The sequence below is a fragment of the Actinotalea sp. genome (assembly GCF_035443605.1).
Taxonomy (GTDB): Bacteria; Actinomycetota; Actinomycetes; order Actinomycetales; family Cellulomonadaceae; genus Actinotalea.
Genome location: NZ_DAORSQ010000014.1, coordinates 1 through 26,086 on the forward strand (window position 1 = coordinate 1; position 26,086 = coordinate 26,086).

General features: G+C 73.5%; 17 protein-coding genes. 8 read left to right on the top strand and 9 right to left on the bottom strand.

The annotated features are described in order from the left end of the window. Nucleotides 1-172 precede the first annotated feature (172 nt). Together PKY62_RS02930 and PKY62_RS02935 are read left to right on the top strand one after the other, a co-directional pair. Nucleotides 173-865: a glycoside hydrolase family 26 protein gene (locus PKY62_RS02930; protein WP_324534684.1), complete on the top strand. Its 693-nt coding sequence runs from the start codon at nt 173-175 to the stop codon at nt 863-865. 268 nt (nt 866-1,133) lie between these two features. Beyond that, on the top strand, nt 1,134-2,777 hold the full coding sequence (locus PKY62_RS02935; protein ID WP_324534686.1) for a carbohydrate binding domain-containing protein: 1,644 nt from the start codon (nt 1,134-1,136) through the stop codon (nt 2,775-2,777). 3 nt (nt 2,778-2,780) lie between these two features. Here PKY62_RS02935 and PKY62_RS02940 read toward each other — a convergent pair whose 3' ends face one another. After that, the gene (locus tag PKY62_RS02940; RefSeq protein WP_324534688.1) at nt 2,781-4,259 is read right to left on the bottom strand and encodes a sulfotransferase; all 1,479 of its coding nucleotides are present in this window, start codon (nt 4,257-4,259) and stop codon (nt 2,781-2,783) included. Next, nucleotides 4,256-4,744: a UDP-N-acetylglucosamine--LPS N-acetylglucosamine transferase gene (locus tag PKY62_RS02945; protein ID WP_324534690.1), complete on the bottom strand. Its 489-nt coding sequence runs from the start codon at nt 4,742-4,744 to the stop codon at nt 4,256-4,258. Before PKY62_RS02945 ends, PKY62_RS02940 begins: the two co-directional genes overlap by 4 nt. Before the next feature lie 207 nt (nt 4,745-4,951). Between PKY62_RS02945 and PKY62_RS02950 the strand changes: the two genes are divergently transcribed. The 3 genes from PKY62_RS02950 to PKY62_RS02960 all read left to right on the top strand — a co-directional run bounded on the left by PKY62_RS02950 (nt 4,952) and on the right by PKY62_RS02960 (nt 8,024). Next, entirely contained in the window at nt 4,952-5,848 is an 897-nt protein-coding gene (locus PKY62_RS02950) for a sulfotransferase (RefSeq protein ID WP_324534692.1), read from the top strand. A gap of 145 nt (nt 5,849-5,993) precedes the next feature. Further along, nucleotides 5,994-7,157, top strand: coding sequence for a hypothetical protein (locus tag PKY62_RS02955; protein WP_324534694.1), 1,164 nt, complete (start codon nt 5,994-5,996; stop codon nt 7,155-7,157). 3 nt (nt 7,158-7,160) lie between these two features. Next, nucleotides 7,161-8,024, top strand: coding sequence for a sulfotransferase family protein (locus tag PKY62_RS02960; RefSeq protein ID WP_324534696.1), 864 nt, complete (start codon nt 7,161-7,163; stop codon nt 8,022-8,024). Nucleotides 8,025-8,041: 17 nt separating this feature from the next. Here PKY62_RS02960 and PKY62_RS02965 read toward each other — a convergent pair whose 3' ends face one another. From PKY62_RS02965 to PKY62_RS02980, 4 genes are all read right to left on the bottom strand, one after another. Beyond that, nucleotides 8,042-9,586 (bottom strand): oligosaccharide flippase family protein, encoded by a 1,545-nt coding sequence (locus PKY62_RS02965; protein ID WP_324534698.1) that lies wholly within the window; start codon nt 9,584-9,586, stop codon nt 8,042-8,044. Continuing rightward, a complete protein-coding gene (locus PKY62_RS02970; protein WP_324534700.1) occupies nt 9,579-11,417 on the bottom strand; it encodes a hypothetical protein in 1,839 nt (612 codons plus the stop codon). The genes PKY62_RS02965 and PKY62_RS02970 overlap by 8 nt, the downstream gene beginning before the upstream one ends. Nucleotides 11,418-11,492: 75 nt before the next feature. Next, nucleotides 11,493-12,446 (bottom strand): glycosyltransferase family 2 protein, encoded by a 954-nt coding sequence (locus PKY62_RS02975; protein WP_324534702.1) that lies wholly within the window; start codon nt 12,444-12,446, stop codon nt 11,493-11,495. Beyond that, nucleotides 12,443-14,626, bottom strand: a complete 2,184-nt coding sequence (locus tag PKY62_RS02980; protein WP_324534704.1) for a hypothetical protein — start codon at nt 14,624-14,626, stop codon at nt 12,443-12,445. Before PKY62_RS02980 ends, PKY62_RS02975 begins: the two co-directional genes overlap by 4 nt. A gap of 220 nt (nt 14,627-14,846) precedes the next feature. Between PKY62_RS02980 and PKY62_RS02985 the strand changes: the two genes are divergently transcribed. Next, nucleotides 14,847-18,701: a PKD domain-containing protein gene (locus PKY62_RS02985; RefSeq protein ID WP_324534706.1), complete on the top strand. Its 3,855-nt coding sequence runs from the start codon at nt 14,847-14,849 to the stop codon at nt 18,699-18,701. Between the two features lie 15 nt (nt 18,702-18,716). On the opposite strand, the gene PKY62_RS02990 is transcribed toward PKY62_RS02985, so the two are convergent. Genes PKY62_RS02990 through PKY62_RS03000 form a run of 3 tightly spaced genes read right to left on the bottom strand, consistent with a single transcriptional unit; the run spans nt 18,717 to nt 21,477 of the window. Then, nucleotides 18,717-19,379 (bottom strand): AMIN-like domain-containing (lipo)protein, encoded by a 663-nt coding sequence (locus PKY62_RS02990; RefSeq protein ID WP_324534708.1) that lies wholly within the window; start codon nt 19,377-19,379, stop codon nt 18,717-18,719. Then, the gene (gene cysC / locus PKY62_RS02995; protein ID WP_324534710.1) at nt 19,376-20,512 is read right to left on the bottom strand and encodes an adenylyl-sulfate kinase; all 1,137 of its coding nucleotides are present in this window, start codon (nt 20,510-20,512) and stop codon (nt 19,376-19,378) included. The genes PKY62_RS02990 and cysC overlap by 4 nt, the downstream gene beginning before the upstream one ends. Continuing rightward, nucleotides 20,509-21,477 carry a sulfite exporter TauE/SafE family protein gene (locus PKY62_RS03000; RefSeq protein ID WP_324534712.1) on the bottom strand — a complete coding sequence of 323 codons (969 nt, stop codon included), beginning with the start codon at nt 21,475-21,477 and terminating at the stop codon, nt 20,509-20,511. The genes cysC and PKY62_RS03000 overlap by 4 nt, the downstream gene beginning before the upstream one ends. 93 nt (nt 21,478-21,570) lie before the next feature. On the opposite strand from PKY62_RS03000, the gene PKY62_RS03005 reads away from it, so the two are divergent. Both PKY62_RS03005 and mfd read left to right on the top strand, forming a co-directional pair. Beyond that, nucleotides 21,571-22,320: a LamG domain-containing protein gene (locus PKY62_RS03005; protein WP_324534714.1), complete on the top strand. Its 750-nt coding sequence runs from the start codon at nt 21,571-21,573 to the stop codon at nt 22,318-22,320. A 126-nt stretch (nt 22,321-22,446) separates the two neighbouring features. Beyond that, complete coding sequence (gene mfd, locus PKY62_RS03010) at nt 22,447-26,067, top strand: transcription-repair coupling factor (RefSeq protein WP_324534716.1); 3,621 nt, start codon at nt 22,447-22,449, stop codon at nt 26,065-26,067. Nucleotides 26,068-26,086 lie beyond the last annotated feature (19 nt).

Here is a 26,086-nt window from a genome sequence, read left to right on the forward strand (position 1 = left end):
TGGCACCTTGTCGAACGGGTGTGTGGTGTCGGTGCGTGGGGTGCCGGCGTGTGGTGCGTTGGTGGGTGCTTCGGTGGGGTCGAACACGGATCCGGGGTCGTTGGAGTCGGTGGTGGGTGGCCGGTTGGGTGTGCGTCGGACGTTCTTCTCGGCGTCGGGTGTGGATGGTGCGGTGCGGATCGCGCAGGCGGATGCTGCTGCGGGTCGGGTGTCGTGGATGAGCTTCAAGGTGCCGTACACGTGGGCGGAGATGGCTGCGGGTCGGGGTGATGCGTGGGCTGCTGATCTGACGGCGCGGTTGGGTGCGACGGGTGGGACGGTGTGGGTGGCGTTCCATCACGAGCCGGAGAACGATGGTGCGATCGGTGACTGGGTGGCGATGCAGCGTCGGTTGGCGCCGGTGGTCCATGCGGCGGCGCCGAATGTGGCGTTCTCGATGATCGTGACGGGGTGGAACCAGTTCTACGGTCCTTCGCAGTACTCGATGGAGGCGATCTGGCCGGGTGATGGTCTGGTCGACGTGCTCGGGTTCGACCTGTACAACACCTATGGGCAGGTCAAGGACGGTGTGGTCTCGACGGAGACGACGGACATGGGTTCGCGGTACTTCACCCTGATGCAGGCGTTCGCGGCCAAGCACGGTGTGGCGTGGGGTCTGGCCGAGGTGGCGTACACCCATGCGTCCTCGGACGTCGATCCGCAGTGGATGGTGCGGACCTATGACCAGATGGCTGCGGCCGGTGGTGTGGCGTTCGCGTACTTCAACACGACGTTGAACAACGAGGTCGGTGACTGGCCGCTGGCCTACGGGTCCAAGACCCCGGTCTTCGCCTCGATCCTGGCCCGCTCACCACGCCTCAACTGACCGTCACGACGCGGCACCGGCTCCCGGACCGCCACCCGACCCGTCGTCGGGAGGTGGTCCGGGGGCCGCTGCTGCGTCGGCCGCGCCGAGCCCGCCGGGCCATCACCCGCATCGCCGTGGGGCCGAACGGATGCGTGGGGAGGTTGGCCCGCTAGGCCATCTGGGTTACCCTCGCTGCAGCAATGTCACGTTTTGGTATCGAACGAGCGTGATGCCGGACACGAGCGGCCCGCCCCCGGGCCGTTCGCATGAACGGAGATGCACACCCGTGAACCACTCCCAGGCCAAGCACCGCGCACCGTCCCGACGTCGCCCGTGGGTGCCGATCGCCGCGGGCCTCGCCGCGAGCGTCCTGCTGTCCGGCGGGATGGCCGAGGCCGTGACGCCGACCGCGACGGTCGTGTCGTCCCCTCCTGCCGAGCTCGTCGTCAACGGATCGTTCGACGAGGGGACGTCCGGCTGGCGGACACCGGGCACCCACCAGCAGCTCTCGTCGTACGTCGGGTCCGACGGCGACGTGTACGGCCAGCTCAGCGCGTCGGGGACGACCACGCTCCGTCTCAACGACCAGCGCAACACCGTCGCGACCAGCGACCCGGGGGTCACCTACCGGGTGACCGCGCAGGTCGCGAGTGCTCAGCCGACGCTCAACGGTCAGGTGCGGGTGCGCGAGGTGGGCCCGGACGGGGTCCGGACCTACGCCGCACCGTTCAGCCTGCGCGGCACCGGGTGGCAGACCGTCACCTTCGCGTTCACGACCACCCAGACGGATGCCCAGCTCGATCTCAACGTGCTCGCCTGGAAGGCGGTGGCCGGGCAGACCCTCGTGGTGGACGACATCTCGATGGTGGCGGTCGCCGGCACGCCCGCCCCAGCGCCGCTCCCGACGCCCACGCCGACGCCGACCGCGACGCCCGGGCCGACCGCGACGCCCACCCCCGCGCCGTCCGCGACCCCCGGGCCGACCGCGACACCCACCCCCGCGCCGTCCGCGACGCCCGCGCCGAGCCCGTCCTCGGCGCCGAGGCCCGTGCAGTCCGGGGTGGCGGGCTCCTTGTCGAACGGGTGTGTGGTGTCGGTGCGTGGGGTGCCGGCGTGTGGTGCGTTGGTGGGTGCTTCGGTGGGGTCGAACACGGATCCGGGGTCGTTGGAGTCGGTGGTGGGTGGCCGGTTGGGTGTGCGTCGGACGTTCTTCTCGGCGTCGGGTGTGGATGGTGCGGTGCGGATCGCGCAGGCGGATGCTGCTGCGGGTCGGGTGTCGTGGATGAGCTTCAAGGTGCCGTACACGTGGGCGGAGATGGCTGCGGGTCGGGGTGATGCGTGGGCTGCTGATCTGACGGCGCGGTTGGGTGCGACGGGTGGGACGGTGTGGGTGGCGTTCCATCACGAGCCGGAGAACGATGGTGCGATCGGTGACTGGGTGGCGATGCAGCGTCGGTTGGCGCCGGTGGTCCATGCGGCGGCGCCGAATGTGGCGTTCTCGATGATCGTGACGGGGTGGAACCAGTTCTACGGTCCTTCGCAGTACTCGATGGAGGCGATCTGGCCGGGTGATGGTCTGGTCGACGTGCTCGGGTTCGACCTGTACAACACCTATGGGCAGGTCAAGGACGGTGTGGTCTCGACGGAGACGACGGACATGGGTTCGCGGTACTTCACCCTGATGCAGGCGTTCGCGGCCAAGCACGGTGTGGCGTGGGGTCTGGCCGAGGTGGCGTACACCCATGCGTCCTCGGACGTCGATCCGCAGTGGATGGTGCGGACCTATGACCAGATGGCTGCGGCCGGTGGTGTGGCGTTCGCGTACTTCAACACGACGTTGAACAACGAGGTCGGTGACTGGCCGCTGGCCTACGGGTCCAAGACCCCGGTCTTCGCCTCGATCCTGGCCCGCTCACCACGCCTCAACTGACCGTCAGGCGTCCGCGGGCGGTCGTCCCGACCGCCCAGCGCGGGTCGGGTACCCGAACCGCAGCGCGATCGGCGCGGTGAGGGCACCGACGAGCCTGCGGTGCGATCGCGGCATCATGGTGCGCCAGGCCTCGTCGGTCCGCAGGACGGTCGGTCCGTGCCGGAACCGCATGGGGTTCCCGGCGACCGAGTGGATGGGCCCCAGCTCGACGGTCGTGTCGTCGACCATGGGCAGGGTGGTCGGACCGGGGAGCCCCAGGCCGGCCCAGATCGCGTCGACCGTCTGCTGCGGCCGCGCGACGAGGTCCTCGTAGCGGACCAGGTGGACGGGCGCCCCCACGAGGCGCACGGCGTCGATGAGCAGGTTGTTGGACGCCCAGAGCGCCGACGCGGTGACGGGGGAGAACCGGGTCATCGAGTCCCGACCCCGGGTCTCCGGTCGCTCGACCTCCTTGGCCCACGAGTGCACCACCGCACGGGGGTCGCGCACCACGTGCACCACGCGCAGGTCGATGTGGTGGTCGCGGCCCAGGGCGATCGCCAGGGAGCCGTGCTTGCTCGAGTCGATCACGGTGCGGGCACCGGAGACGGCGAGGGCCGCGTCGTAGACCGCGCGGTAGAGCGAGGTGTACGACGCCAGGTCCTTGCGCACCTGGAGGGGCGGGCTCGGCCGCAGCGTGAGGTGGGCCTTGCGCTGGCGGTCGACGGCCGCGTGCAGACGGCGGACCTCGTCGAGGTCCACCTGGTCCCAGCCACCGAACGCGGCCTCGCCGACCTGGGTCCAGAACGGGCACGACGAGAACGCCTGCCCGCAGCCGCAGAGGTCGTCGGCCGCGATGCCTCGTTCCCACAGGTGAACGACCTCGCCGAGGGCGACCGTGCCCTCCAGGGTCGCCAGGAGGCGCTCGAGGAGGGTCGAGCCCGACCGGCCGAAGCCCCCGAGGTAGACGACCGTCGGTGCGTCCAGGGCGAGCCTGCGTCCCCGGTCGGGTGCGGCGAGCAGATCGGAGAGCCGACGGATCGACCCGGCGACCCGGTCGTCCTCGGCCGGCGCTGCCGCCCGCGTCCCCTCGCCCAGGAGCGCCGCCTCCACCGTGGCGGTGAGCTCGCCCAGCTCGACGCACCGGCGGCCGAGCCCGTGCCGGTCGGCCCAGGCGGAGAAGCGCATCTGGTGGTCGTCGACGTGCTCGCCGTGGGCGGGGTTGCGAGGCAGGATCAGGGGCAGGTGACCCGCCGCGCGGGCTGCGGAGATCGTGCCGGGGCCGCCGTGCGTGATGACGACGTCCGCCTCGTGCATCAGCCGGTCCAGCTCGGCCGGCGCGACGACGTCGACACCCGAGGCGGCCGCCGGGGGCGTCGACGTCCCGTACTGGATCGTCACGCGATCCTCAGGATGGCCGTGGGCCCAGGCGTCGGCCCACGCCACGGCACGGTCGAACGGGTGGTGGTCGGTCCCGACGACGACCAGCAGCGAGGCGCTCACAGCAGGGGTCCGATCTCGATGCTCCCGCGGTACAGGCCGCGCTGCTCCGGCCACTGCACCAGGGCGAGGTCGACGAAGGGCCGGACCAGCCGCCCGGTGAGCGTCGGGGTCTCGACCCGGTCGTACACCTCGATGAAGACCGTGGTGGCGCCCAGCATCTTGCCGAGGGCGAGGAAGGGAACCGCGGCCCCGGCGCCGGTCGAGACGACGACATCGGGTCGGGTGGTCCGGATCACGCGCGCAGCCAGCAGGGTGTTGCGTGCCAGGTTGGGCACGTTGCGGGTGGTGGGGGAGTGGGCCCAGATCACCGACTCCTCGTCGGCCAGCAGCCCGCGCGCATCCGGCGTGTCGAACGTGACCCAGGTGCGCTCGAGGCCAGACCACCAGGGGCGCAGGGACCACAGCTGGGCGAGGTGCCCGCCGCTCGAGCCCGCGAGAACGACACGCCGGGGCGGGCGGGCCGCGGATCTCGTCCTGCGTCGCATGCGACCGACTCTAGACGGTCCGCCCGCAGGGGCCCGGGGTGACCGGCCGCGCACGGTGGTGAGGATCGCCGGGTGGGGCGGAGGAGTCGCGTGCCTTCGGCCCGCCGGGGTATCCGGACTAGGCTCGCGGTGGTTGGCGTCGGCTGGCGGCGTCACGATGCTCGCCACGAGCGTCAGCGTGTTTCCCCGACCCGTCCGGAGGCGCCCGTGCACCAGCCCAGCGATCCAGCCGTCCCGGCCCACGCTCCGATCCTCGTCACCGGGATGCCCCGGTCCGGCACCACGTGGCTGGCGCGGCTCCTGGCCAGCGCTCCCGGGACGGCGCTCGCGGGGCGCGAGCCGATGAACCCGCGAGGTCGCCAGTACGGGCTCGCCGGGACGCTCACGGGCTGGACCGAGCTCGTCGAGCCGTCGACCACCCAGAGCTGGGCCCTGCGCACGGCGTACCGCGGTCTCAACCCGATGGTGCTGAGTCGCTATGGGCGACGCCAGTGGGCGTGCCCGCTCCCGTGGACGCGCGTGGTCATCAAGGACCCGTTCGCCCTGCTCTCGATCCCCGCCGTGCGCGCGGCGACAGGCGCCGTCCCGGTCGTCCTGTACCGGCACCCGGCAGCCGGGCTCGTCAGCTACCGACGGATGGGCTGGCGGCCCGACCTCGACGAGCTCGCGCCGATCCTGGCCGCCCACCGCCGTGGGCGTGGTCAGGACGCCGGCCCCGACCTGCGCGACGTCGGCGCCCCCGGCGAGGTCCCGGCGATGGCGGCCTTCTGGTCGGCGCTCTACGAGATCGCCCTCGACAACGCCGAGCACGCGCCGGTCGTGGTGGTGTCCCACGAGCGACTGACCACGGGCGGAGCGGACGCCGGCCGACGCCTCTTCACGCGACTGGGGCTGCGGTGGACCCCGGCGAGCGCTCAGGAGCTCGCCGGCGGCGACGGCCCCGCGGTGGCGCCGGCGTCGGACGCCGGGCGCCTGCACCAGCTGGACCGTCCCCCCGCCCAGGTCGCCGGGGCGTGGCGACGCCAGATCGACCCGGAGCAGCTGGCGGAGATCGAGGCCGCGACGGCTGGCGTGCGCGCCCGGCTCGACGCCCTCGCCGACTGACCGTGCGGCCAGGCATCCGCCCGGGCAGGGCGTCGTCCCTTGCGGGCTCGTCGCCGTGGGCGATCGTGGGCGGATCCGAGCGGATCGGGGATGATGGCCGCAGTGTCGTCGGAAACCGCCGAGGCCCGCGCGCACCGGAGGTCGGATGAGACGGTCGGTCCTGGCCCGGGCGGTCGACCTCGACCCCATGGTCCCCTGGCTCCTGTCGATCACGCTCGGGGACGAGGTGCCCGACGGCGTCGTGCACCGCTTCCTCGCCGTCCCTGCGGCGGCGTCACCGCGGCTGCTGCTGCGGTCCGATCGACACCGCGCGGGTGCGCGCGCCGCCTGGCGGCAGGTCTCGTCGACCTCGTGGCGCTCCTCGGTGCGCCGTGCGGCCCTCACCGGTGCGCTGCTGGCCGGCGCCGCCAGGGTGGCGCCGGGGCGCGTCGTGACCTGGCGCGCCTCACCCGGTCCCGAGACCGTGGCGGCGCGCATCGCCGACCTCGTCGGCCGTCCCGTCGAGCTCGTCGCGGTGAGCCTCGGCCCGGTGAGGGCGAACCGCAAGCCCGTGCTCCAGCTGGCAGACCGGCACGGCCGCGACGTCGCGTGGGCCAAGCTGGGCCGCGACCCGCTGACCGCCCGTCTCGTCGAGCGCGAGCGGGTCGCGCTCGCGGAGGTCGGGCCGGCCCTGGGTGGGGTGCACGTGCCGCGGCTGCTCGGCGGCGGGAGCTGGGGCGGCGTGCAGGTGCTGGTGACGGCGCCCCTCCCGGCGCGCTCGTCGCGCGCGCTCGCCCGCGCCACGCTGGTGGAGACCGTGCGCGCCGTGCACGGGACGGCGGGCTCGACCGCCCAGGTCGCGCCGCGGTTGGGCGACCTCGTGAGGCATCCCCGGCTCGCGGACCTGGCGCAGCTCGCGGCCCGGGTCGACGGCACGCGGCACCAGCTCCGCCTGGGGGCCTGGCACGGTGACCTGCATGCCGGGAACCTCGGTGCTGCCCGCGACGGCCGCGCGATCCTGTGGGACTGGGAGCGATGGGAGGCCGGCGTGCCGCTCGGGGCGGACCTGCTCCACCACGACCTCCAGTCGTGGGTCGTCGCGGGTCGGATGCCCCGGGCCGCGGCCGCCGAGGCCCTCGTCCGGCGCGCCCCGGAGATCCTCGGCCCCCTCGGGGTCGGTGCGGCGGCCGCCGAGCGCGTGGTCGTGGACTACCTGGTCCGGCTCGCGGCGCGGTACGTCGAGGACCGCCAGCCGGAGAGTGGTGCGGCCGTCGGGGCCGTGGAACAGTGGATCTTCCCCGCGTTGCGCGGGGCCCTGTCGGAGAGGTGACGGATGTCGGCACGAGACATGCTCAAGCGCACGAGGAAGCCGTTGCTGGCGCTGACCGAGGCGACGGCGACCATGACGGCCGGGGCGCGGATGCGTCCAGACTTCCTCATCGTCGGTGCGCAGCGCTGCGGGACGACGTCGATGTTCAAGACCCTCGCGCAGCACCCCACGGTCGCCGTGCCGTTCCTGCGCAAGGGGGTGCACTACTTCGACATGCACTACGACCGCGGCATGCCCTGGTACCAGGGGCACTTCCCGATCCGCGCCACGTCCGCACTCCGGCGCCGTGGTGGGCCGCGCCCGGTGACGGGTGAGTCGAGCCCGTTCTACTCGTTCCACCCGCTCGCGGCGGAGCGCATCGCGCGGGACCTGCCGGGCATCAAGCTGATCATGCTCCTGCGGGACCCGGTCGAGCGGGCCTACTCGGCGCACAGCCACGAGCTGGCCCGGGGCTTCGAGACCGAGCCGTTCGAGCGGGCGATCGCGCTGGAGGCCGAGCGTCTCGCCGGCCAGCGCGAGCGGATGATCGCGGAGCCCTCCTACGTCAGCTTCGACCTGCAGCACCACGGCTACCTCACCCGTGGGCACTACGTCGACCAGGTACGTCGCATCGAGGCGCTCGTCGGTCGGGAGCGGCTGCACGTCGTCGACGCGCAGGACTTCTTCGAGCGGCCCGAGTCGGAGTTCCGCGGCGTGCTGGACTTCCTGGGCCTGCCGTGGGTGGACGGCGTCGCCTTCGAGAAGCACAACGCCCGGCGGCGCTCACCGATGGACGCGGCCCTGCGCGCGGAGCTCACCGCGCACTTCGAGGCCTCCGATGCCGCACTCGCGCAGTGGTGGGGCCGCACGCCGTCCTGGATGCGCTGAGGGCTGGTCCGCGGGGCTCAGCCGCGCGCGGCGGGCCGTGGTCGCAACGCCCCGACCACGAGGTCGAGCTGCAGCACGCGCCGGCCGGCGTAGAGCGCCCCGGCGTACAGGACGACGCCGCCGCCGAACGCGGCGCCCAGGACCGCCGTCGGTGCCGCGAGGACCGTGGCCAGGCCGAGCGGGAGCAGGAAGCAGGCGACCGAGGCGGTCATGGCCCAGGCCCAGGCACGGCCGAACGGGGAGAGCTGCACGGTCCGGCGCACCTGCCACAGCCCGAGCAGGTTGCGGGTGGCGACCGACGCGGCCCAGGCCACGGCCGCCCCGACGATCCCCCAGCGGGGGATGAGCAGCAGGCACAGCCCGAGGTCGGTGACCAGGGCCACCGCGGCGTTCGCCAGGCTGGTCGTGCTGCGGCCGGCCATGAGCAGCACGGTGTCGAGGGTCCCGAAGGCCGAGCCGAGCATCATCGCCGCGGCCATGACGACGACGACGGTCATGGTGTCGTCCGTGCGGTACTCCGCACCGAAGACCGACAGGTAGGCACCGGCCGCTGCCGCCACCGAGGCGTAGACCGGCCAGGTCGCCAGCACGCCCCATGCGGTGGAGACCTGGAAGACGCGGCGGGCGCCCGCGAGATCGTGGTCGGCGAGCATCGCGGCGATCCTCGGCTGGAGCGCCTGCTGGATGGCGTTCGCGGCGAACTGGCCCAGCGGGACGAACCGCGTGGCGACGGTGTAGGCGGCCGCGGCCGTCGGTGACAGCAGCGCGGCCACGATGAGGATGTCGCTGCGCTGGAGCGCGAGCTGCAGCACCTGAGCGATGCCGCGGGCCCAGGTGAAGGACCAGAACTCGCGCACGATCGCCGCGCGCTCCGGCCGCGCCGCGCCATCGGTCCCGAGCCGTCGGACGAGGACGCGCAGCGCCCAGATGCCGGCTGCGGCGGTGACCAGGTAGGGCAGCACCCACGAGAGCGTGAGGCCCAGCAGGCCTCCGTGCGCCGCCGCGACCAGCAGGACGCCCGCCACCTGCATCAGCGGCCGGGCGATCCGGTCCAGCACGACGGTGAACCGCATGTTGCCGAAGGCCCGCGTCCCGCCGAGGGCGAACTCGCCGAGGGCGGCGAGCGGCAGGGCGACCCCCAGGGCGCGGACGGTCGCCACGCTCGCGTCGCCCCGCAGCCCGAGCAGCGCGGCCAGCGGCTCGGCACCCACGAGGAGGGCGGCGCCGAGCGCGAGGCTCGCGAGGACGACGGGTCGGCGGGCCACGGAGACGCAGGTGCGGATGTCCTCGGCCCGGCCGTGGGCCAGGAAGCGCTGGACGAACCGCACCAGGCCGGTGTCGGTCCCGAGCATGGCCAGCCCGAGCAGGATGATGAACAGGCTCGTCGCGGTGAAGTAGTGACCTGCGACCTGCGACGGGAAGGAGTTCGTCACGGCGATGACCAGCGCGAACCCCGCCACGGCGGTGACGGCGGCGCCGGCAAGGTTGGCCAGTCCGCCCCGGGCTACGTGGGTGAGCTGTGCGCGGTGGTCGTCCGAGCGGTGACCGGCAGCCTCATCCACGCGAGACCCACGGGACGGCGGACGACGTCACCTGCCGTCCGTCGCCGCGGGCCCCGACGGAGATCGAGTCGTCGGCACCTGTCCCGGTGTCGTCCGCGGGGTCGGAGCGCGGGTCGTCACCCCTGTCCTGGCGGGACGGAGGCGCCTCGCCGGCACCCTCGGGCGACCCGGCGTCGTCGGCCGGCGCGGGCGCGGCCACGGGCCGGTCCGGCTCGGCCTGGTCGGGGTCGCCCTCGTCCGACGGCGTCTCGACGTACGGGCCGGCGGCCGCGCCGGCCGCAGCGGTGTCCTGCCCCGCGGTCCGCGGGACCCCGGACGGCACCGTCGCGTGCCCCGCCCTGCGCGCGAGCGTCCACGGCCCGATGCCGTGTCGCACGTCCGTGTCGATGGCGACCACCCCGAGGAGGGTCGCGCCGGTGGTGTAGCACGCACTGACCACCGACCGGAGCGCCGCGGCGTGCGTCTCGTGGAGCCGGGCCTCGAGGACCACGTGGCGCGCCGCGGCCGCCATGACCCGGCCGAGCTCTGAGTCCGCGTCGTCGGCGTGCAGGATGATGAGGTCGCACCGTGCCGAGAGCTGACGGAACACCTCGTCGACGGCGGGTCCGCGCAGCGCGAGCGCTGCGGGGTCCAGCTCGCTGCCGGTCGGGAGCACCAGCACGCCGTCGCTGGCCTCGAGGAGAGTGGGTTCGACGTCCGCACCGCCGCGGATGAGCTGGCTGAGGGTGCCCGTGGTCGGCGTCGCTCCACCGGGCAGGTGCAGCCGGGTGGTGGTGTCCACGAGGATCGTCCGGAGTCCGGCGCGACCCATGGCGCGCGCCAGCGGGACGGAGAGCGTCGTGCTGGCCGGTTCCGCCGACGCCATGAGGACCATGTGGTGCGACTCGCCGGAGAGGTAGGAGAGCACCCGACGCCGGAGGTCGGGGATCTCGGCCGGCAGGCCCTCGTCCCACGGGGACAGCGTCATCGGCACGTCGGGCAGCACCGCAAGGGTCCGCAGGTGCAGCGACGTCAGGTCACTCGTGCTGCGGACGGGCCAGTTCCGGTGCCAGCGGACGAAGGCCGCACCGATCACCAGAGCGCCGGCGAGGCCGGCAGCTGCGAACGGGAGCAGCGCGGCCAGCGAGAGCGGCGACGCCGGCTCCAGCGTCGCCAGCACGACCACCTGACCGGCGTCCAGCGTGGTGGCGGCGAGATCTGCCACCTGGGCGTTGAGCGTGGTGAGCTGCGACGTCAGGGTCTGGATCCGCGCGCTGAGCAGCGTGGCCTCCGAGCCGCCCGCCTCGGCCGCCGCGAGCTCCGTCGCGAGGCCCGTGAGCTCCTCCTGGCGCACCGTGATCTGGTCCTCGAGGAGCCCGCGCTGGGCGTCGATCGAGGCCTGGGCCCGCGTCGTGCGGAACTCCAGGAAGGTCTCGGCGAACGACTGGGCCGCCGCGACGGCGCGGTCGGGGTCCTCGTCCTCGAACGTGACCTTGAGGATCTGCGTGTTGGTGAGCACCGAGACCGAGACGCCCGCGAGGAGGTCCCTGGGGTCGCCGGCCCAGGCCAGCGACGTGGCGACGGCCTCGACGACGGCGTCGGAGCGCATGACCTGGGCCTCGGTGGTCAGGTTGATGAGGTCCTCGCCGGACCCGCCCGGCCGGTAGGCGTTGCCCTCCAGCGGGTTGAGCAGGATGGTCGACGTCGCGGTGCTGACCGCCGGCAGGGAACCGGCCGCGAGGTACCCCCCGACGCCGCCGAGTGCCGCAGCGATCACGGTCGCCACCACGGCGCGCCGGGTCATGAAGGCGCGGGCGCTGGGCGGGCCTGGTCGGCTGGCTGAGCTCTGCACGTGCGGACCTTTCGTCGGACGTCAGGCGTTCATGGTAGATCGGGGCGGTGGTCGCGGGGCGCGGGTGGCCGAGGACTAGATGCCGTGGCCCCGTTTGTGGAGGGTGTCCATCACCCGCTCGGCGGACACCAGCCGCAGGGCGACCGCAGCGGCGATCCATGCGCGCGGCTCGGTGAGGTGCAGCCGCACCACGCGGCGGGAGACCGCGAGGCTCTCCTTGCGGCGCCCGAGCGCAGCCAGGGCGAACGCCCGCTGGCCGAGGAGGCGCGCGAGCCCGTGCCGGTCTGCGCTGAGCACGGGGTGCTTGGCGATCGCGTACTCGTTCCAGTCGATGATCGTCTGCCAGCGCCGCGAGAACAGGGACTGACCCCACTGCACGCGCACGAGGGGCTCGGGGACCACGGCGACGGGTCCCGCCTGGGCGGCGCGCAGGATCCAGTCGTAGTCCTCGCCGTAGCTCCCGGGGATCGCCTCGTCGACCAGGCCGATGGTGCCGAGGAGCGCGGTGCGTCGCACCATGACGCTGGAGGGGTGGGCCTCCATGACGCGCCGCCTGGCCAGCTTCGCGAGCGTCACGTCGCCCGGCTGGGGGACGCGGTCGACCTCGCGATCGGCGTAGAGCACGGTGATGCCTGTCACGACCGTGAGGGCTGCCTCGTCGGCCAGCGCCTCGACCTGCAGCCGGACCTTGCGCGGTGCCCAGGAGTCGTCGTCGTCGCAGAACGCGACGAGGTCCCCGTGCGCGGCGAGGATGCCCGTGTTGCGGGCGCCGGCCAGGCCGGGGGTGCGCTCGACGTTCGCCACGACCCGAACGGTCCGCCCGGGGGTCTCGTCGACGAGGTCCAGGTCCGGCGTCGACTGGTCGAAGACCACCACGCACTCGATCGGGCCCGCGTAGTCCTGCGCCCGCACGGAGTCCAGGGCGACCCGGAGGAGCTCAGGGCGGTGGTGGGTGGCGATGACCACCGTGACCAACGGCAGGGCGCGCGCAGGCGGTGGCTCGGGGGATCGCTCGTCGCTGCCGGTCATGCGGGCTCCTCGGTGCTGGTCTCGGACGGTCGGGTCGGAGTCGGTGGGGGCGGCGGGAGACGCCGTCGCGAGGCGCGATGGTCGGGGCGACGGCGGGTCGTCAGTCCCGCGCCGACGAGCCCGAGCAGGAGAGCCAGTGCGCCGACGCTGGCGACGGGCACCTCCACCTCTTTGCGGACCCGCTCGCTGACGGCGTCGCGCAGGGTCTCTCCGGCCACCGTCGGGGTGAGCGACACCTGGGCGATGTAGGTGCGGATCCGGGTCTCGGCGACGGCGAGGTCGGCGTCCGCGGACCCACCTGCCGCGGTCGCCCCGGCCAGGACGTGCGCGAACTGGTCCTCGAGCGACCGCAGCACCTGCTCACGGCGCAGGGCGAGGTAGCCGCTGCGCACCTCGAGGTAGCTGTTGGCGATCGCCTGGACCACCTCCTCCGCCCGTTGCCGGTCGGTGTCGCGGTACTCGAGGTTGACGATGGCGGTGTTGGACGTGGCGGTGACGATGATCTGCCGGCGAAGGGCCGCCTGCTCGTCTGCGTCGTCGCTGATCGCCGAGAGGGTCGCAGCCGAGACGACGAGCGCAGCCTCCGTGTCGATGGTGATCGCGTCCTTCTTGCGCGCTGCACCCGTCGACGGGTCGATGGTCACGGGCACGGGCGTCAGGAGCAGCGAGCTCCTGGCGGCGTACTCGGTCGGCTGGGTCGCGGCGACCGCGCCTCCCGCCACGAGCCCCGCCAGGGTGAGCCCGACCACGGGGCGCCAGCCGTCAAGCCCACGGTCGACGACGTCACGCAGCGCGTGATCGGTCTCCCAGCCGCGGCCCGCACCCTCGCGCCAGGCCAGCGCGAGCGCCACCATGACGGTGAAGAACGGCATGCCGAGGGTGTCGTACACCGGCAGGGTGACGGTGAAGGAGAGGAGGGACACCACCGCGATCGCCTCGATCGTCGAGCGAGACCGCCAGTGGGCTCGCGCCCTGCGCAGGAGGAAGAGCAGGAAGAACACCGTGCCGACCAGGCCCTGGGCGAAGATCACCGTCCACAGGAGGCCCTGGGTGCCGAGCGGTGGGACACCGCAGGCCGAGCAGTCCGGTGTGGAGCCGGACGCGATCGAGGCGAAGCCGCCCTGGACGTCCCTCGTGCTGCCGAACCCCATCACGGGCGATCCCTCCGCCGTGCTCGTCACGGTCAGGACGAGGAGATCGGCGCGACGATCGTTGCTGTGCGCGTTGTTGAGCCGCTCCAGGGTGTCCTCCGCCAGCGGGCTCGCAAGGAACGCCGCGCCGGCGAGCACGAGGACGATGAGCGACACGAGGAAGGACCTGAGGTGCCCGCGCAGTGCGAGGCGCACGAAGCCGTACACGGCCGCGACGGCCAGGGCCGCCCACAGGGCGCGGTTGAGGGAGTAGACGACCGGGACCACGCCGGCGATGAGCACCGCCGGAGCGGCCCATCGGCGCCACCCCGCACCGCGTCGTAGCCATGAGGCCAGGAAGAACGGCAGGAAGAGCGCGAAGTTGGCGCCCCACGAGTTGGCGTACGCGAACGGCGCGATCGGTCGGGCCGCGTCGTGGCCGAGGAACGTGGAGGCGCTCGCCGCCTGAGGGTGCACGAGCTGCTGGACGAAGGGGTTGCTCGCCAGCCCGCCCGGCAGCACCATCTCGACGAGCGAGCGCACCTCGAAGCCCGGGGCGAAGGTGCCCAGGAGGCCACCGCCGACGGTGATGACGAACATCACGCCCATGAGGTCGACGACCCGACGGGTCGGCACAGAGCGCTCGTCCGCGGCCCGCAGCCACAGCAGCACCACGGTGATGGCGAGGTACCACGCCAGCCGGTAGGCCCACACGAGGATCCGCGACGGCCCACCCCCGGGGACGGCCCCGGGGGCGTCGACCCAGAGCATGAGGCCGCTGCCGAGTGCCCACAGGAGGAACAGCCCCCACCACAGGGCGCCGCGCGGCAGCCGGACGTCCCTGCTCCTGGCCAGCTGCAGGCCCATCACGGCGGCGATCGCCAACGGCAGCAGCTCGCTCAGGCCGAGGATCCACCACACGGGGAAGCCGAGGACGAGCACGGCGAGGGGCCGGATGCTGAACACGGAGGACTCCGCCGCCGCACCACCCGGGCGGGCCGCGCCGCCCCTGGGGCGCGCGGTGGCTGCACGCTCCAGCACGACGGCCATCGGACCTCCACCTCGTCGAGCGGCCGGCTGCGCTCGACCTGGCCCCAGTCTGCGCCCTCGGTGGTGCCGAGTCCCGCACGGCAGGACAAGTTCACCCGAAGTGCCCCGCACCGGGTGAAATCTCGCGGATCACCCGATCAGCGCACGAAATGTCCGGATTGCCCGCATACCATGGGATCGCGGCTTGCGCCAGGGACGAGCCACGAGGTCTGGAGCGACCATGCGCAAGTGGACTGCCGGGCTCGTCGCCACGGCGATGACCCTCACCGGGATGCTCCTCGCCGGGGTCTCGCCGGCAGCGGCCGTGCAGGTGGCCCAGGACCAGGTGGTCAGCGACAACCCGGTCGGGTTCACCCCGCACGTGCTCGACGGGGAGGTCGACTCGATCGCGCAGGTCGGCAACCTCATCATCCTCGGCGGCAGCTTCACCCGCGTGCGCAGCGCCGCCGACGCCACGGAGATCGCCCGACGCAACCTCGTGGCCTTCGACGCCACCACGGGTGTCATCAGCGAGACGTTCAACCCGTCGCCGGACGGCGCCGTGACCACGGTCATCCCGTCCGCGGACGGGACCAGCGTCTACGTCGGTGGTGCCTTCAACACGATCTCCGGCCAGACGCGTCGCAAGGTCGCGCAGGTCTCCGTGACGACGGGCGCCAACGTCGTGGGCTTCCGCAACGTCGCAGCCAACGGGAAGGTCACCGACCTCCGGCTCGTCGGCAACCGGCTCTGGGTCGCCGGGGCGTTCACGTCGATCGCGGCCACCGCCCGCCCGGCGCTCGTGACGCTCAACGCCACCACGGGCGCCTACGACCCCTACATGAGCCTGACCGTGCAGGGCGTGCACAACGGCGGGACCACCACCGTCGCGAAGATCGACGTCACACCGGACGGCAGCCGCCTCGTCGCGATCGGCAACTTCGACAACGTGTCCGGCACGGCCGGGCACCAGGCGTTCATGCTCGACCTCACCGGGCCGTCCGCCGCGATGGCGAACTGGGGCACCACCTTCTACACGTCGACCTGCGCGTCGGTGTTCAGCACCTACCTGCGGGACCTGGACATCTCGCCGGACGGCACCTACGTCGTCATCTCCACGACCGGCGGCTACCGCGGCACGACGACGTCCTGCGACACCACGGCGCGGTTCGACCTGGCGCGCACCGGGACCGGCATCCGCCCCGAGTGGATCAACTACACGGGTGGCGACACGACCTATGCCGTGGCCATCACCGGCGCGGCGGTCTACGTGGGCGGGCACATGCGCTGGCAGAACAACCCGTTCGCCTCCGACACCGCCGGCGCCGGCTCGGTGGCCCGCGACGGCATCGCCGCCCTCGACCCGAGCAACGGGCTGCCGCTGACCTGGAACCCGGGCCGCACGCGCGGCGTCGGCGTCTTCGACATGCTCGCCACGCCCACGGGCCTGTGGGTGGGCTCGGACACGGACCGGATCGGGGCGTCCGAGTACCACGGCCGCATCGCGTTCCTGCCGCTCGCCGGGGGGACGACGGTCCCGACCACGACGACCCCGAGCCTGCCGGGCGCGGTGGTCCTCCTGGCGCCCGCCGCCGCCGCCGAGCCGACCTCGGTCCTGTACCGGGTGAACGCCGGCGGCGCCGTCGTGGCCAGCAGCGACGGCGGGCCCACGTGGACCGCCGACACCTCGTCCACGAGCGTCTACCGCACCAGCGGCAGCACCGCCGCGACCTGGGCCGCGGGGGTCGACACGACCGCTGCCGTGCCGAGCACCACCCCCAACGCGGTGTTCTCCTCCGAGCGCAACGACCCGAGCTCGTCGCCCGACATGCAGTGGACCTTCCCCGTGGCCGCCGGGACGCCGATCCAGGTGCGGCTCTACTTCGCCAACCGGTCCACGGCCACGCAGCTGCCGGGGCAGCGGGTCTTCGACGTGTCGCTCGACGGCGTGCTCGCGCTCGACGACTACGACATCGCCGCCGAGGTCGGCACCCACCGCGGGACGATGAAGGCGTTCGACCTCGTCAGCGACGGCTCGGTGAACATCGCCTTCGGTCGGGTGGTCAACAACCCGCTCGTCAACGCGATCGAGATCGTGCGGACCGACGGCGTGCCGGCCACCGCGACGCGGGTGGTCCGGACCACGCAGTTCACCGGCACGGCGCTCGGTGCCTCCACCGACGCGAGCGGTGTCGTGGACTTCGCCGGGGTGCGCGGGGCGTTCATGGTCAACGGTGTCGTGTACCTGGCGTCCGCCAACGGCAGCCTCGTGCGGCGCACGTTCGACGGTGCCACCTGGGGCGCTCCGGCGGCGGTCAGCACGTCCGACCTCATCACGCCGCTCGTGGCATGGCACGACGCCGCGTCGCGACTGACGGGCGTGTTCTACGACAACGGCCGGATGTACTACACGGTCTCGGGCGGCACCACCCTGCGGATGCGCTACCTCACCACCGAGAGCGGCGTCATCGGCGCGCAGGAGTTCACCCAGGCCTCCGTCGCGGGGGTCGACCTGGCGAACGTCAAGGGCATGTTCCTCGCGTCCGGCTGGCTCTACCTCGTGCAGCCGAGCGGCGCGCTCCAGCGCGTCCAGTGGGCCGACGGCGCGATGGTGGCCGGCACCGTCGTGACGGCGTCGGGTCCGGCCGTCGACGGCACGTCGTGGCTCTCGGCCGCGCCGTTCGTCTATCAGGCGGCCGATGGCTCGGCTGCCAACTTCCCGCCGGACGCGCAGCAGAGCGTCACGTGCGCCGACCAGGTGTGCTCCTTCTCGTCGGCGGCCTCCGTCGACCCGGGCGGCGCCATCGTCAGCCACGCGTGGTCCTTCGGTGACGGGACGACGAGCACCGACGCCGAGGCGACGCACACCTACGCGGCCGCCGGAACCTACGACGTCACCCTCACGGTGACCGACGCCCAGGGTGCGACGGACTCCGTGACGGAGCAGGTCTCGGTGACGTTCGTCGACCAGACCCCCGTCGGGTCGTTCACAGCGACCTGCACGAGCCGGGTCTGCTCGTTCGACGCCTCGGCGTCGACGGACGCCGAGGGCCCGCTCGCCGGGTACGCCTGGGACTTCGGCGACGGCCTGACGGCGAGCGGTGCGACCGCGAGCCACACCTTCGGTGCCGACGGGTCGTTCGACGTCGTCCTGACGGTGACGGACGCGGTCGGCGGGACGGACACCGAGACCCAGACGGTCGAGGTGGCGTACGTCTTCAGCCCGCCGGTGGCGTCGTTCACCACGTCCTGCGCCCAGCTGGCCTGCGCGTTCGACGCGGCTGCGTCGAGCGACGCCGACGGGCCGATCGTGGCCTACGCGTGGACGTTCGGTGACGGTGGCACGGGCACGGGCGCCGCCCCGAGCCACGGCTTCCCGCTGAGCGGCAGCTACGCCGTCACGCTGACGGTCACCGATGCCCAGGGCGCCACGGCGACCAGCACGGCGACGGTGGACGTCGCGGCCGACGGGATCGAGTTCGTCGGCGCGGCCGCCGTGAACCGCAGCGCGACGACCTTCCCCGTCGCGGTCCCGGCGTCGGCCACGGTCGGCGACGTCATGGTGCTGCTGTTCTCGGGCAACTCGACGGCGGTGACGGTCGGCGACCCCGCGGGATGGCAGCCCGTGGCCGGCGGGAGCTCGACGAACGGCGTCATCGGCCGGGTGTGGACACGGACCGTCGCCGCGGGAGACCTGGGTGGCTCCGTGACGGTCACCGCGAGCGCGATCCTCAAGGGTGACGCGTCCCTGCTGGTCTACCGGGGTGTGGACCCCGCGGCACCGGTGTCGGCCTCGGCGATCGCCTTCGACTCCGTGACCTCGGCCGCTCACACGACGCCGCAGGTCGCCGGCGTCGCGGACGGCGTGCTGGTCTCCTACTGGGGCGAGAAGTCGTCTGCGACGACGACGCTCGTGCTGCCGGTGGACGTCGCGCTGCGTGCCTCGTCGACGGGAACCGGGAGCGGCCGCGTGACGGCTGCGGCCGGCGAGACCCGGATCGCGGTCGCCGGGACCGTCGGCGGCCTGACCGCGACGGCGGACTCCGCCAGCAGCAAGGCGTTCATGGCGTCGATCGTCCTGCGGCCGGCTCCCTGACGTCGCGGTCGCCGGTCAGGGGTGCTGCAGGTCGACGACGAGGGTCGCACCGTCCACGGTCACCGTGAAGGGCACCTGCGTGCTGGCCCCGACACCGAAGGTGAGGGTCCCGCCGAGGTTGGTCACGAGCACGATCTGGCGGACCACCGGCAGGCCGAACGTCTCGTTGGTGACGACGTCGGGGGCCGTCGTCCCCTCGGGGCCGGGTGCGGAGCTCGTGAAGGTCACCGACAGCGCGGCGGAGCCCGCGAGCAGCACGGCCTCGTCCTCGGCGCGTTCCATGACGTCCACGTAGCGGACGTCGTACCCGGGGACGAGGCCGTCGGCGAACTCGAAGCGGACCTGGTCCGACGTCGCCGCCGACCGCGCGGTGACGCTCGTGAGCCGACCGGCCACCTCGCTCGTGACGGACCGGGGGGCCGTGCTCAGGGTCTCGGGCGCCACGGGGTCGAGGGTGGGCGCCGGGGTGACGGTGGGTACCGGGGCCGGGGTCTCGGGGGGAGCCCCGTCCCCGCCGGGGCTCCCGGTGGCGACGGTGCCGGACGGTGCGGGTGCGGGTCCCCCGGTGCAGGCCGTGAGGGTGGCGGGCAGCAGCACGAGGCAGGCCGTCGCGGCGACCGCCGCGGCCAGGGGCCGCAGTCGTGCCCGGTCCCGGCGGCGCACGCTCCTCCGGCTCATCCGGCCGGGCCCCCCCGGGGGGCGGCGGCGCCCGTGGTGAGGTGCGCGACGACGGCGTCGACAGCCTCCGCCACCGACGTCACGCTCGTGTCGATGGTGAGGTCGGCGTCGTCGGGCACCTCGTACGGGTCGTCGATCCCGGTGAAGCCGACGATCTCGCCGGCCCTGGCCTTGGCGTACAGCCCCTTGCGGTCTCGCGCCTCGCACACCTCGAGCGGGGTCGAGACGTGCACGAGGACGAGGCGGCCCGCCGGCTCGATGAGGGCGCGCATCGCGGCGCGGGTGGCGGCGTACGGCGCGATCGGTGCGCAGACGGCGAGGCCGCCGTGCCGGGCCACGAGGGCCGCGACCCAGGCGATGCGCAGCAGGTTGGTGTGGCGGTCCGCGGGGGAGAACCCGAGGCCGGCGCTGAGGTGGCGCCGCACCTCGTCGCCGTCCAGGAGGGTGACCTGACGGTCGTCGGTGCGCAGCAGGTGGTCGGTGAGCGCCCGGGCGACCGTCGACTTGCCCGAGCCGGACAGCCCCGTCAGGAGCACCACGACGCCGTCGCCCCGTGCGTGCGCGGCGGTGGCGCCCGTGTGGTCGACGACCTCCGCCTGCCCGGCGAACGCCCGGAGCACCACGTCCCGCGCGGGCTGACCCGTGCGCGGCAGGACGAGCAGCTGCGCCGGGCGGACGTCCGGCCCAGCGCAGGCGCGGTCGACGGCGTCGATCAGCCGCAGGACCGTGCGTTCGTCGGTCCCGGCGTCGACGACGGCGACGGGCTGCACGGGCCCGGGCGGCACGGGCCCGGGCTCACGCGGCCCCGGGGCGGCGGAGAACGCGACGACCGTGCGGGTCTGCGCCGGGGCGGGGCCGGTGACGCGGCGGGACCGGGCCACACCGTCCTCGACGGGCCGCTCGGGCGTGAGCGGCCCGCGCACCTCGAGGCTGCTGCCCACCCGCGCGGAGGAGGTGACCGTCAGCCGGGCCACGGGGGTGCCCCCACGATCCTCGAGGAGCACGTGCTCGCCGGGCGGCACGGGTCCGTCGTCGTGCAGCAGCAGCGGCATCTGCGGGTCACCGGCCAGCCCCGCCAGATACAGCTCCGTCGCGGCGAGCTCGTCGTCGGACAGCACGTGGTGGCGGGTCACTCGGCGGCCTCGAGGGTCGGTGGCTGCCCTCGGCTGTCCTCGGGCGGCCTCCTGCGGTCCTCGCGGGTGGCCAGCGCAGGGAACCCGTGCCGGATCCGGACCGCCATCCACAGCGGCGGTGCGACGAGCAGCGTCCCGAGCAGCACCATGGCGGCCTGGGCGTTCGGCATCCCGAGGAGCTTGAGCGCCGAGGCGAGCAGCACGAAGGCCAGCGCCCGCCGGACCCAGCCGCCGCGCAGGCGCGCGGAGAGGTGGGCACCGATCCACACACCGGGGATGCTCCCGAGGAGCAGCGGTGCGGTGATGAGGAGGTCGAGGTCACCGAACAGCGCGTGGCCGATGGCTGCCGACGTCACGAGCGGGACCGCCTGCAGCAGGTCGGTCCCGACGAGCTGGCTCGCCTTGAGCCCCGGGTACAGGAGCATCAGCCCGATGATGATGAGCGACCCCGAGCCGACGGACGTCATGCCGACGACGAGGCCGCCGAGCGCGCCGAGGGCGATGGTCGGCAACGGCTTCGGGGTCACGACCGGCGGCCCGGCAGGGAGCGGCGCCGCGCGACCGTCCTTCTTGCGGGCCCGCTCCACCAGGCGGATGTAGGCCCGGACGGTCAGGCCGAGTGCCGTCACCAGCAGCGCGACACCCAGCGCGACGGTGATGACCGACTGGACGCGCTCGCCGTCCCCGAGCGCGCGCAGGATCAGCACGCCGACGAAGGCGGACGGGACCGAGCCGAGGGCGAGCCAGCCGACCAGACGGAGGTTGACCGTGCCGTGCCGCAGGTGCACCACGGATCCGACGGGCTTCATCACGGCGCTCGCCACGAGGTCGCTGGACACCGCCGTCAGGGGCGGGACGTTGAAGAAGAGGACCAGCACCGGCGTCATGAGCGCGCCGCCGCCCATGCCGGTGAGGCCCACGACGATGCCGATGCCGAAGGCCGCGGCGGTGAGAGCGAGATCCACCTGCACAGACTGCCCGCTTTGCGTCCCGGAGTCGCCCCAGATGTCCCATTTCACCCGATTGCGCGGTGCCCCGATGTCCGGGAGTCTGTCCGGATGAGAGCCACGGTCCCGCTCGTGGCGGTCGGTGCGGTCGGTGCCGTTGCCCTGCTCGTCGTGCTCAACCAGCGTCCGACCGGGGGCGACGACGTCCGGGTGTCGTTCGACGAGCCGTCGGTGGACGTCATCACGGAGGTCGTCGTGAGCGGCTCTGCCGCCGTCGATGGTGTCGTCGTCCCCGACGGGGGAGCTGTCCGCCAGGTGGACGGGGCGCCCGGGGAGGGGAGCGCCGCAGCGTTCCCGGCGCGGGGGCAGCCGGCGGCCGTGGTCGTGCTCCGCAACGCGGGCGCGACGGACCGGCTCGCGCCGGGGACGGGCGCCTTCGCCTTCGGCGCCGACATCCGCACGGACGTCGAGCCCGACACCGACGGCGACAACATCGTGCAGCGAGGGCTGTGGCAGGACGACGGGCAGTACAAGCTCCAGCTCGACTACGGCACCGTGAGCTGCACGGTGGCGGGCACGGCCGGGCGGGTGCTCGTCGAGGTCGCCGAGGCCATCGAGCCGTCGGTCTGGTACCGCGTGGCGTGCGAGCGCGACGGCGACACCCTGCGCCTGACCGTCGAGCGGCCGGACACCGGGGTGGTGCGGGAGGCGACGGGCAGCGGTCCCATCGGAGCGGTGGGCATGGCTGACGCGAGCAGCCCGCTGAGCATCGGCGGCAAGGTCGGTGCGGACGGGCAGGTCGTCGAGCACCCGGACCAGTTCAACGGCGCGGTGGACAACGTCTTCGTGCGGATCGACTGAGCGTCGGCCGGGGTCGGCACCGGCTGGCTCGGCCGGCTCGGCCGGGGGGTGTCGGTGCGCTTCGTAGACTGAGGCCGGCCCGTGGGGCCCGCCCCGACCAGGGAAGCTCTGCCTGACGAAGGAACGATGAACCTCTCCGGCCTCCTGCCCGTGCTCGCCTCCGACCCCGCCGTCGGGCGACTCCTCGGCGCTGCGCTCGCCCCCGTCCCCGCTGCCAGGGACGCGGAGATCGACGTCGTGGCGCCCGCCGGGACGCGGCCCGCGCTGCTCGCGAGCCTGCTCACGGGCCCCGCGTCCGCGGCTCCGGGTGCTGGCCGTCCGCCGGGCCTCGTGGTCGCCGTCGTCGCCACCGGCCGGGAGGCAGACGAGCTCGCGGCCGCGGTGCGCTGCTACCTGCCGGCGCAGGCCGACGCCGTCGCCGTGCTGCCGGCCTGGGAGACGCTGCCGCACGAGCGGCTCTCCCCGCGCAGCGACACCGTCGCGCGCCGGCTCGCGGTGATGCGGCGCCTGGCCCACCCCACGCCGGACGGCGGGGCCGGTCCGGTGCGCGTGCTCGTGGTGCCCGTCCGTGCGCTGCTGCAGCCCGTCGTCGAGGGGCTCGGGGAGCTGGTGCCCGTGGCGTTGCGGGCCGGTGACACCGCCGACCTCGACGCCGTGGTGGCGAGCCTGGTCGCCGCCGCGTACACCCGGGTGGACATGGTCGAGCGGCGCGGCGAGTTCGCCGTGCGCGGCGGCATCCTCGACGTCTTCGCCCCGACGGAGGACCACCCCCAGCGCATCGAGCTGTGGGGGGACCAGGTCGAGGAGATCCGCTGGTTCGCGGTCGCCGACCAGCGCAGCCTCGAGGTCGCCACCGACGGGCTGTGGGCGCCGCCGTGCCGCGAGATGCTCCTCACCGACACCGTGCGCGAGCGCGCCGCGGCGCTCGTCGAGCAGCTGCCCGGCGCCACCGAGATGCTCGAGAAGATGGCCCATGGCATCGCCGTGGAGGGGATGGAGTCCCTGGCACCCGCCCTCGTGGACCGCATGGTCCCCGTCCTGGACCTGCTCGACGACGCCCTCGTGGTGGTGGTCGACCCCGAGCGCGTGCGCCGCCGTGCGCACGACCTGCAGGCCACGACGGAGGAGTTCCTCCAGGCGGCGTGGACCTCCGCCGCCGCGGGCGGGAGCACCCCGATCGACCTGCGCGCCGCGTCCTTCGCCGGGTACGCGGCCACGCGCGAGCACGCGCTGTCGCGCAGCCAGGGCTGGTGGACGCTGTCCGGGTTCACCCTCGCCGCGGCAGACGACGGCACGGCGGAGGCCGCGAGCGAGCCGGACCCCGACGGGTCGCTCGTCCTCGACGCGCGTGACGTCCCCGGCTACCACGGCGACGTCAGCCAGGCGCTGAGCGACCTTCGCGGCCTCCAGCGCGAGGGCTGGTCCGTGGTCCTCACCGCCGAGGGGCACGGCCCGGCGCAGCGCATGGTCGAGCAGCTGGCGGCCGTGGACGTCCCGGCCCGGCTGGTCTCCGCGGTCGACGGCGAGCCCGAGGCCGGCATCGTCCTGGTCACCGTCGCGCCCACAGCCCGCGGCTTCCGGGCACCGGGCCTGCGCCTCGCGGTGCTGTCGGAGCAGGACCTCACGGGCCGCGCCGGCGTCTCCACGCGGGACATGCGCGCGATGCCCTCGCGGCGCCGCAGCATGGTCGACCCGCTCGCGCTGCGGCCGGGGGACTACGTGGTGCACGAGCAGCACGGCGTCGGCCGGTTCGTCGAGCTCGCGGCCCGGACCATCGGCTCCGGCCCGGCGGCCGGCACGCGCGAGTACCTCGTCATCGAGTACGCCGCCGCGAAGAAGGGCCAGCCGGGGGACCGGCTCTACGTTCCGACGGACCAGCTCGACCAGGTGACCCGCTACGTCGGCGGCGAGGCACCCTCCCTGCACCGGATGGGCGGAGCGGACTGGGCCAAGACCAAGGGCCGCGCGCGCAAGGCGATCCGCGAGATCGCCGCGGAGCTCATCCAGCTCTACTCGGCGCGCATGGCGAGCCCGGGCTTCGCGTTCTCGCCGGACACCCCGTGGCAGGGCGAGCTCGAGGACGCGTTCTCCTTCGTGGAGACGCCGGACCAGCTCGTCACCATCGACGAGGTCAAGGCCGACATGGAGAAGTCGGTGCCGATGGACCGGCTGGTCTGCGGCGACGTGGGCTACGGCAAGACGGAGATCGCCGTCCGCGCGGCGTTCAAGGCGGTGCAGGACGGCAAGCAGGTGGCCGTCCTCGTGCCGACGACGCTGCTGGTCCAGCAGCACCTGGACACCTTCACCGAGCGGTACGCGCAGTTCCCCGTCACGGTGCGCGCGCTGTCGCGGTTCCAGACCGACGCCGAGTCCAAGGAGGTCGTCGCCGGTCTCGCGGACGGCAGCATCGACGTGGTCATCGGCACCCACCGGCTCATCACGGGCCAGGTGCGCTTCAAGGACCTGGGCCTCGTGGTCATCGACGAGGAGCAGCGGTTCGGCGTCGAGCACAAGGAGCTGCTCAAGCAGCTGCGCACCAACGTCGACGTGCTCGCGATGAGCGCTACGCCCATCCCGCGCACGCTGGAGATGGCCGTCACCGGCATCCGCGAGATGTCGACGCTGGCCACGCCGCCCGAGGAGCGCCACCCGGTGCTGACCTTCGTCGGGGCGTACGACGAGAAGCAGGTCACCGCGGCGATCCGGCGCGAGCTGCTGCGCGAGGGCCAGGTCTTCTACGTGCACAACAAGGTCGAGTCCATCGAGCGCGCGGCGGCGCGGCTGGCGGAGCTGGTCCCCGAGGCCCGCATCGCGACCGCCCACGGCAAGATGCACGAGCACCAGCTCGAGCAGGTCATCGTCGACTTCTGGGAGAAGCGGTTCGACGTGCTGGTCAGCACGACGATCGTCGAGACCGGTCTGGACATCTCCAACGCCAACACGCTCATCCTCGAGCGCGCTGACCTGCTGGGCCTGTCCCAGCTGCACCAGCTGCGCGGGCGCGTGGGCCGCGGCCGCGAGCGGGCCTACGCGTACTTCATGTACCCGCCGGAGAAGCCGCTCACCGAGACGGCGCACGACCGCCTGCAGACGATCGCCGCGAACACCGACCTCGGCTCGGGCATGGCCGTGGCGATGAAGGACCTCGAGATCCGTGGGGCCGGCAACCTGCTGGGCGGCGAGCAGTCAGGGCACATCGCCGGGGTGGGCTTCGACCTGTACGTGCGGATGGTCGGGGAGGCCGTCGCGGCGTTCCGCGGGGAGGTCGAGCAGGGCCCGGCGGAGGTCACGCTCGAGCTGCCGGTCGACGCCCACGTGCCGCAGACCTACATCGCGCACGAGCGGCTGCGCCTGGAGGCCTACCGCAAGATCGCCGAGGCCAGCACGGACGACGCGCTCGCGGCGGTCCGGGCGGAGCTCGTGGACCGCTACGGCCTGGTGCCAGAGCCCGTCGACCGGCTGCTCGAGGTCGCGACGGTGCGCAACCTGGCCCGGCAGGTGGGCCTGCGGGACGTGACCGTCCAGGGCAAGCTGGTCCGGTTCGCGCCCGTCGACCTGCCCGAGTCCGTGCAGCTGCGGCTGCGGCGGCTCTACCCCGGCACCATCCTCAAGCCGGCCCTGCGCACGGTGCTGGTGCCCTACCCGACGACGGCGCGCGTGGGGGGCAGGCCGCTGGGCGGCACGGAGCTGCTCGCGTGGGTGCGCGAGCTCGTCAGCGGCGTGCTGATGCGCCAGCCCGTGGGCTGAGGTCGCCTACGATGGGCCC

Bases quoted from the DNA above. Each gene is read 5' to 3' on its own strand.
- PKY62_RS02955 (WP_324534694.1), top strand. From the start codon at position 5,994: ATGAGACGGTCGGTCCTGGCCCGGGCGGTCGACCTCGACCCCATGGTC.
- mfd (WP_324534716.1), top strand. From the start codon at position 22,447: ATGAACCTCTCCGGCCTCCTGCCCGTGCTCGCCTCCGACCCCGCCGTC.
- PKY62_RS02990 (WP_324534708.1), bottom strand. From the start codon at position 19,379: ATGAGCCGGAGGAGCGTGCGCCGCCGGGACCGGGCACGACTGCGGCCC.
- PKY62_RS02945 (WP_324534690.1), bottom strand. From the start codon at position 4,744: ATGCGACGCAGGACGAGATCCGCGGCCCGCCCGCCCCGGCGTGTCGTT.
- PKY62_RS02980 (WP_324534704.1), bottom strand. From the start codon at position 14,626: ATGGCCGTCGTGCTGGAGCGTGCAGCCACCGCGCGCCCCAGGGGCGGC.
- PKY62_RS02985 (WP_324534706.1), top strand. From the start codon at position 14,847: ATGCGCAAGTGGACTGCCGGGCTCGTCGCCACGGCGATGACCCTCACC.
- PKY62_RS03005 (WP_324534714.1), top strand. From the start codon at position 21,571: ATGAGAGCCACGGTCCCGCTCGTGGCGGTCGGTGCGGTCGGTGCCGTT.
- PKY62_RS02975 (WP_324534702.1), bottom strand. From the start codon at position 12,446: ATGACCGGCAGCGACGAGCGATCCCCCGAGCCACCGCCTGCGCGCGCC.
- PKY62_RS02960 (WP_324534696.1), top strand. From the start codon at position 7,161: ATGTCGGCACGAGACATGCTCAAGCGCACGAGGAAGCCGTTGCTGGCG.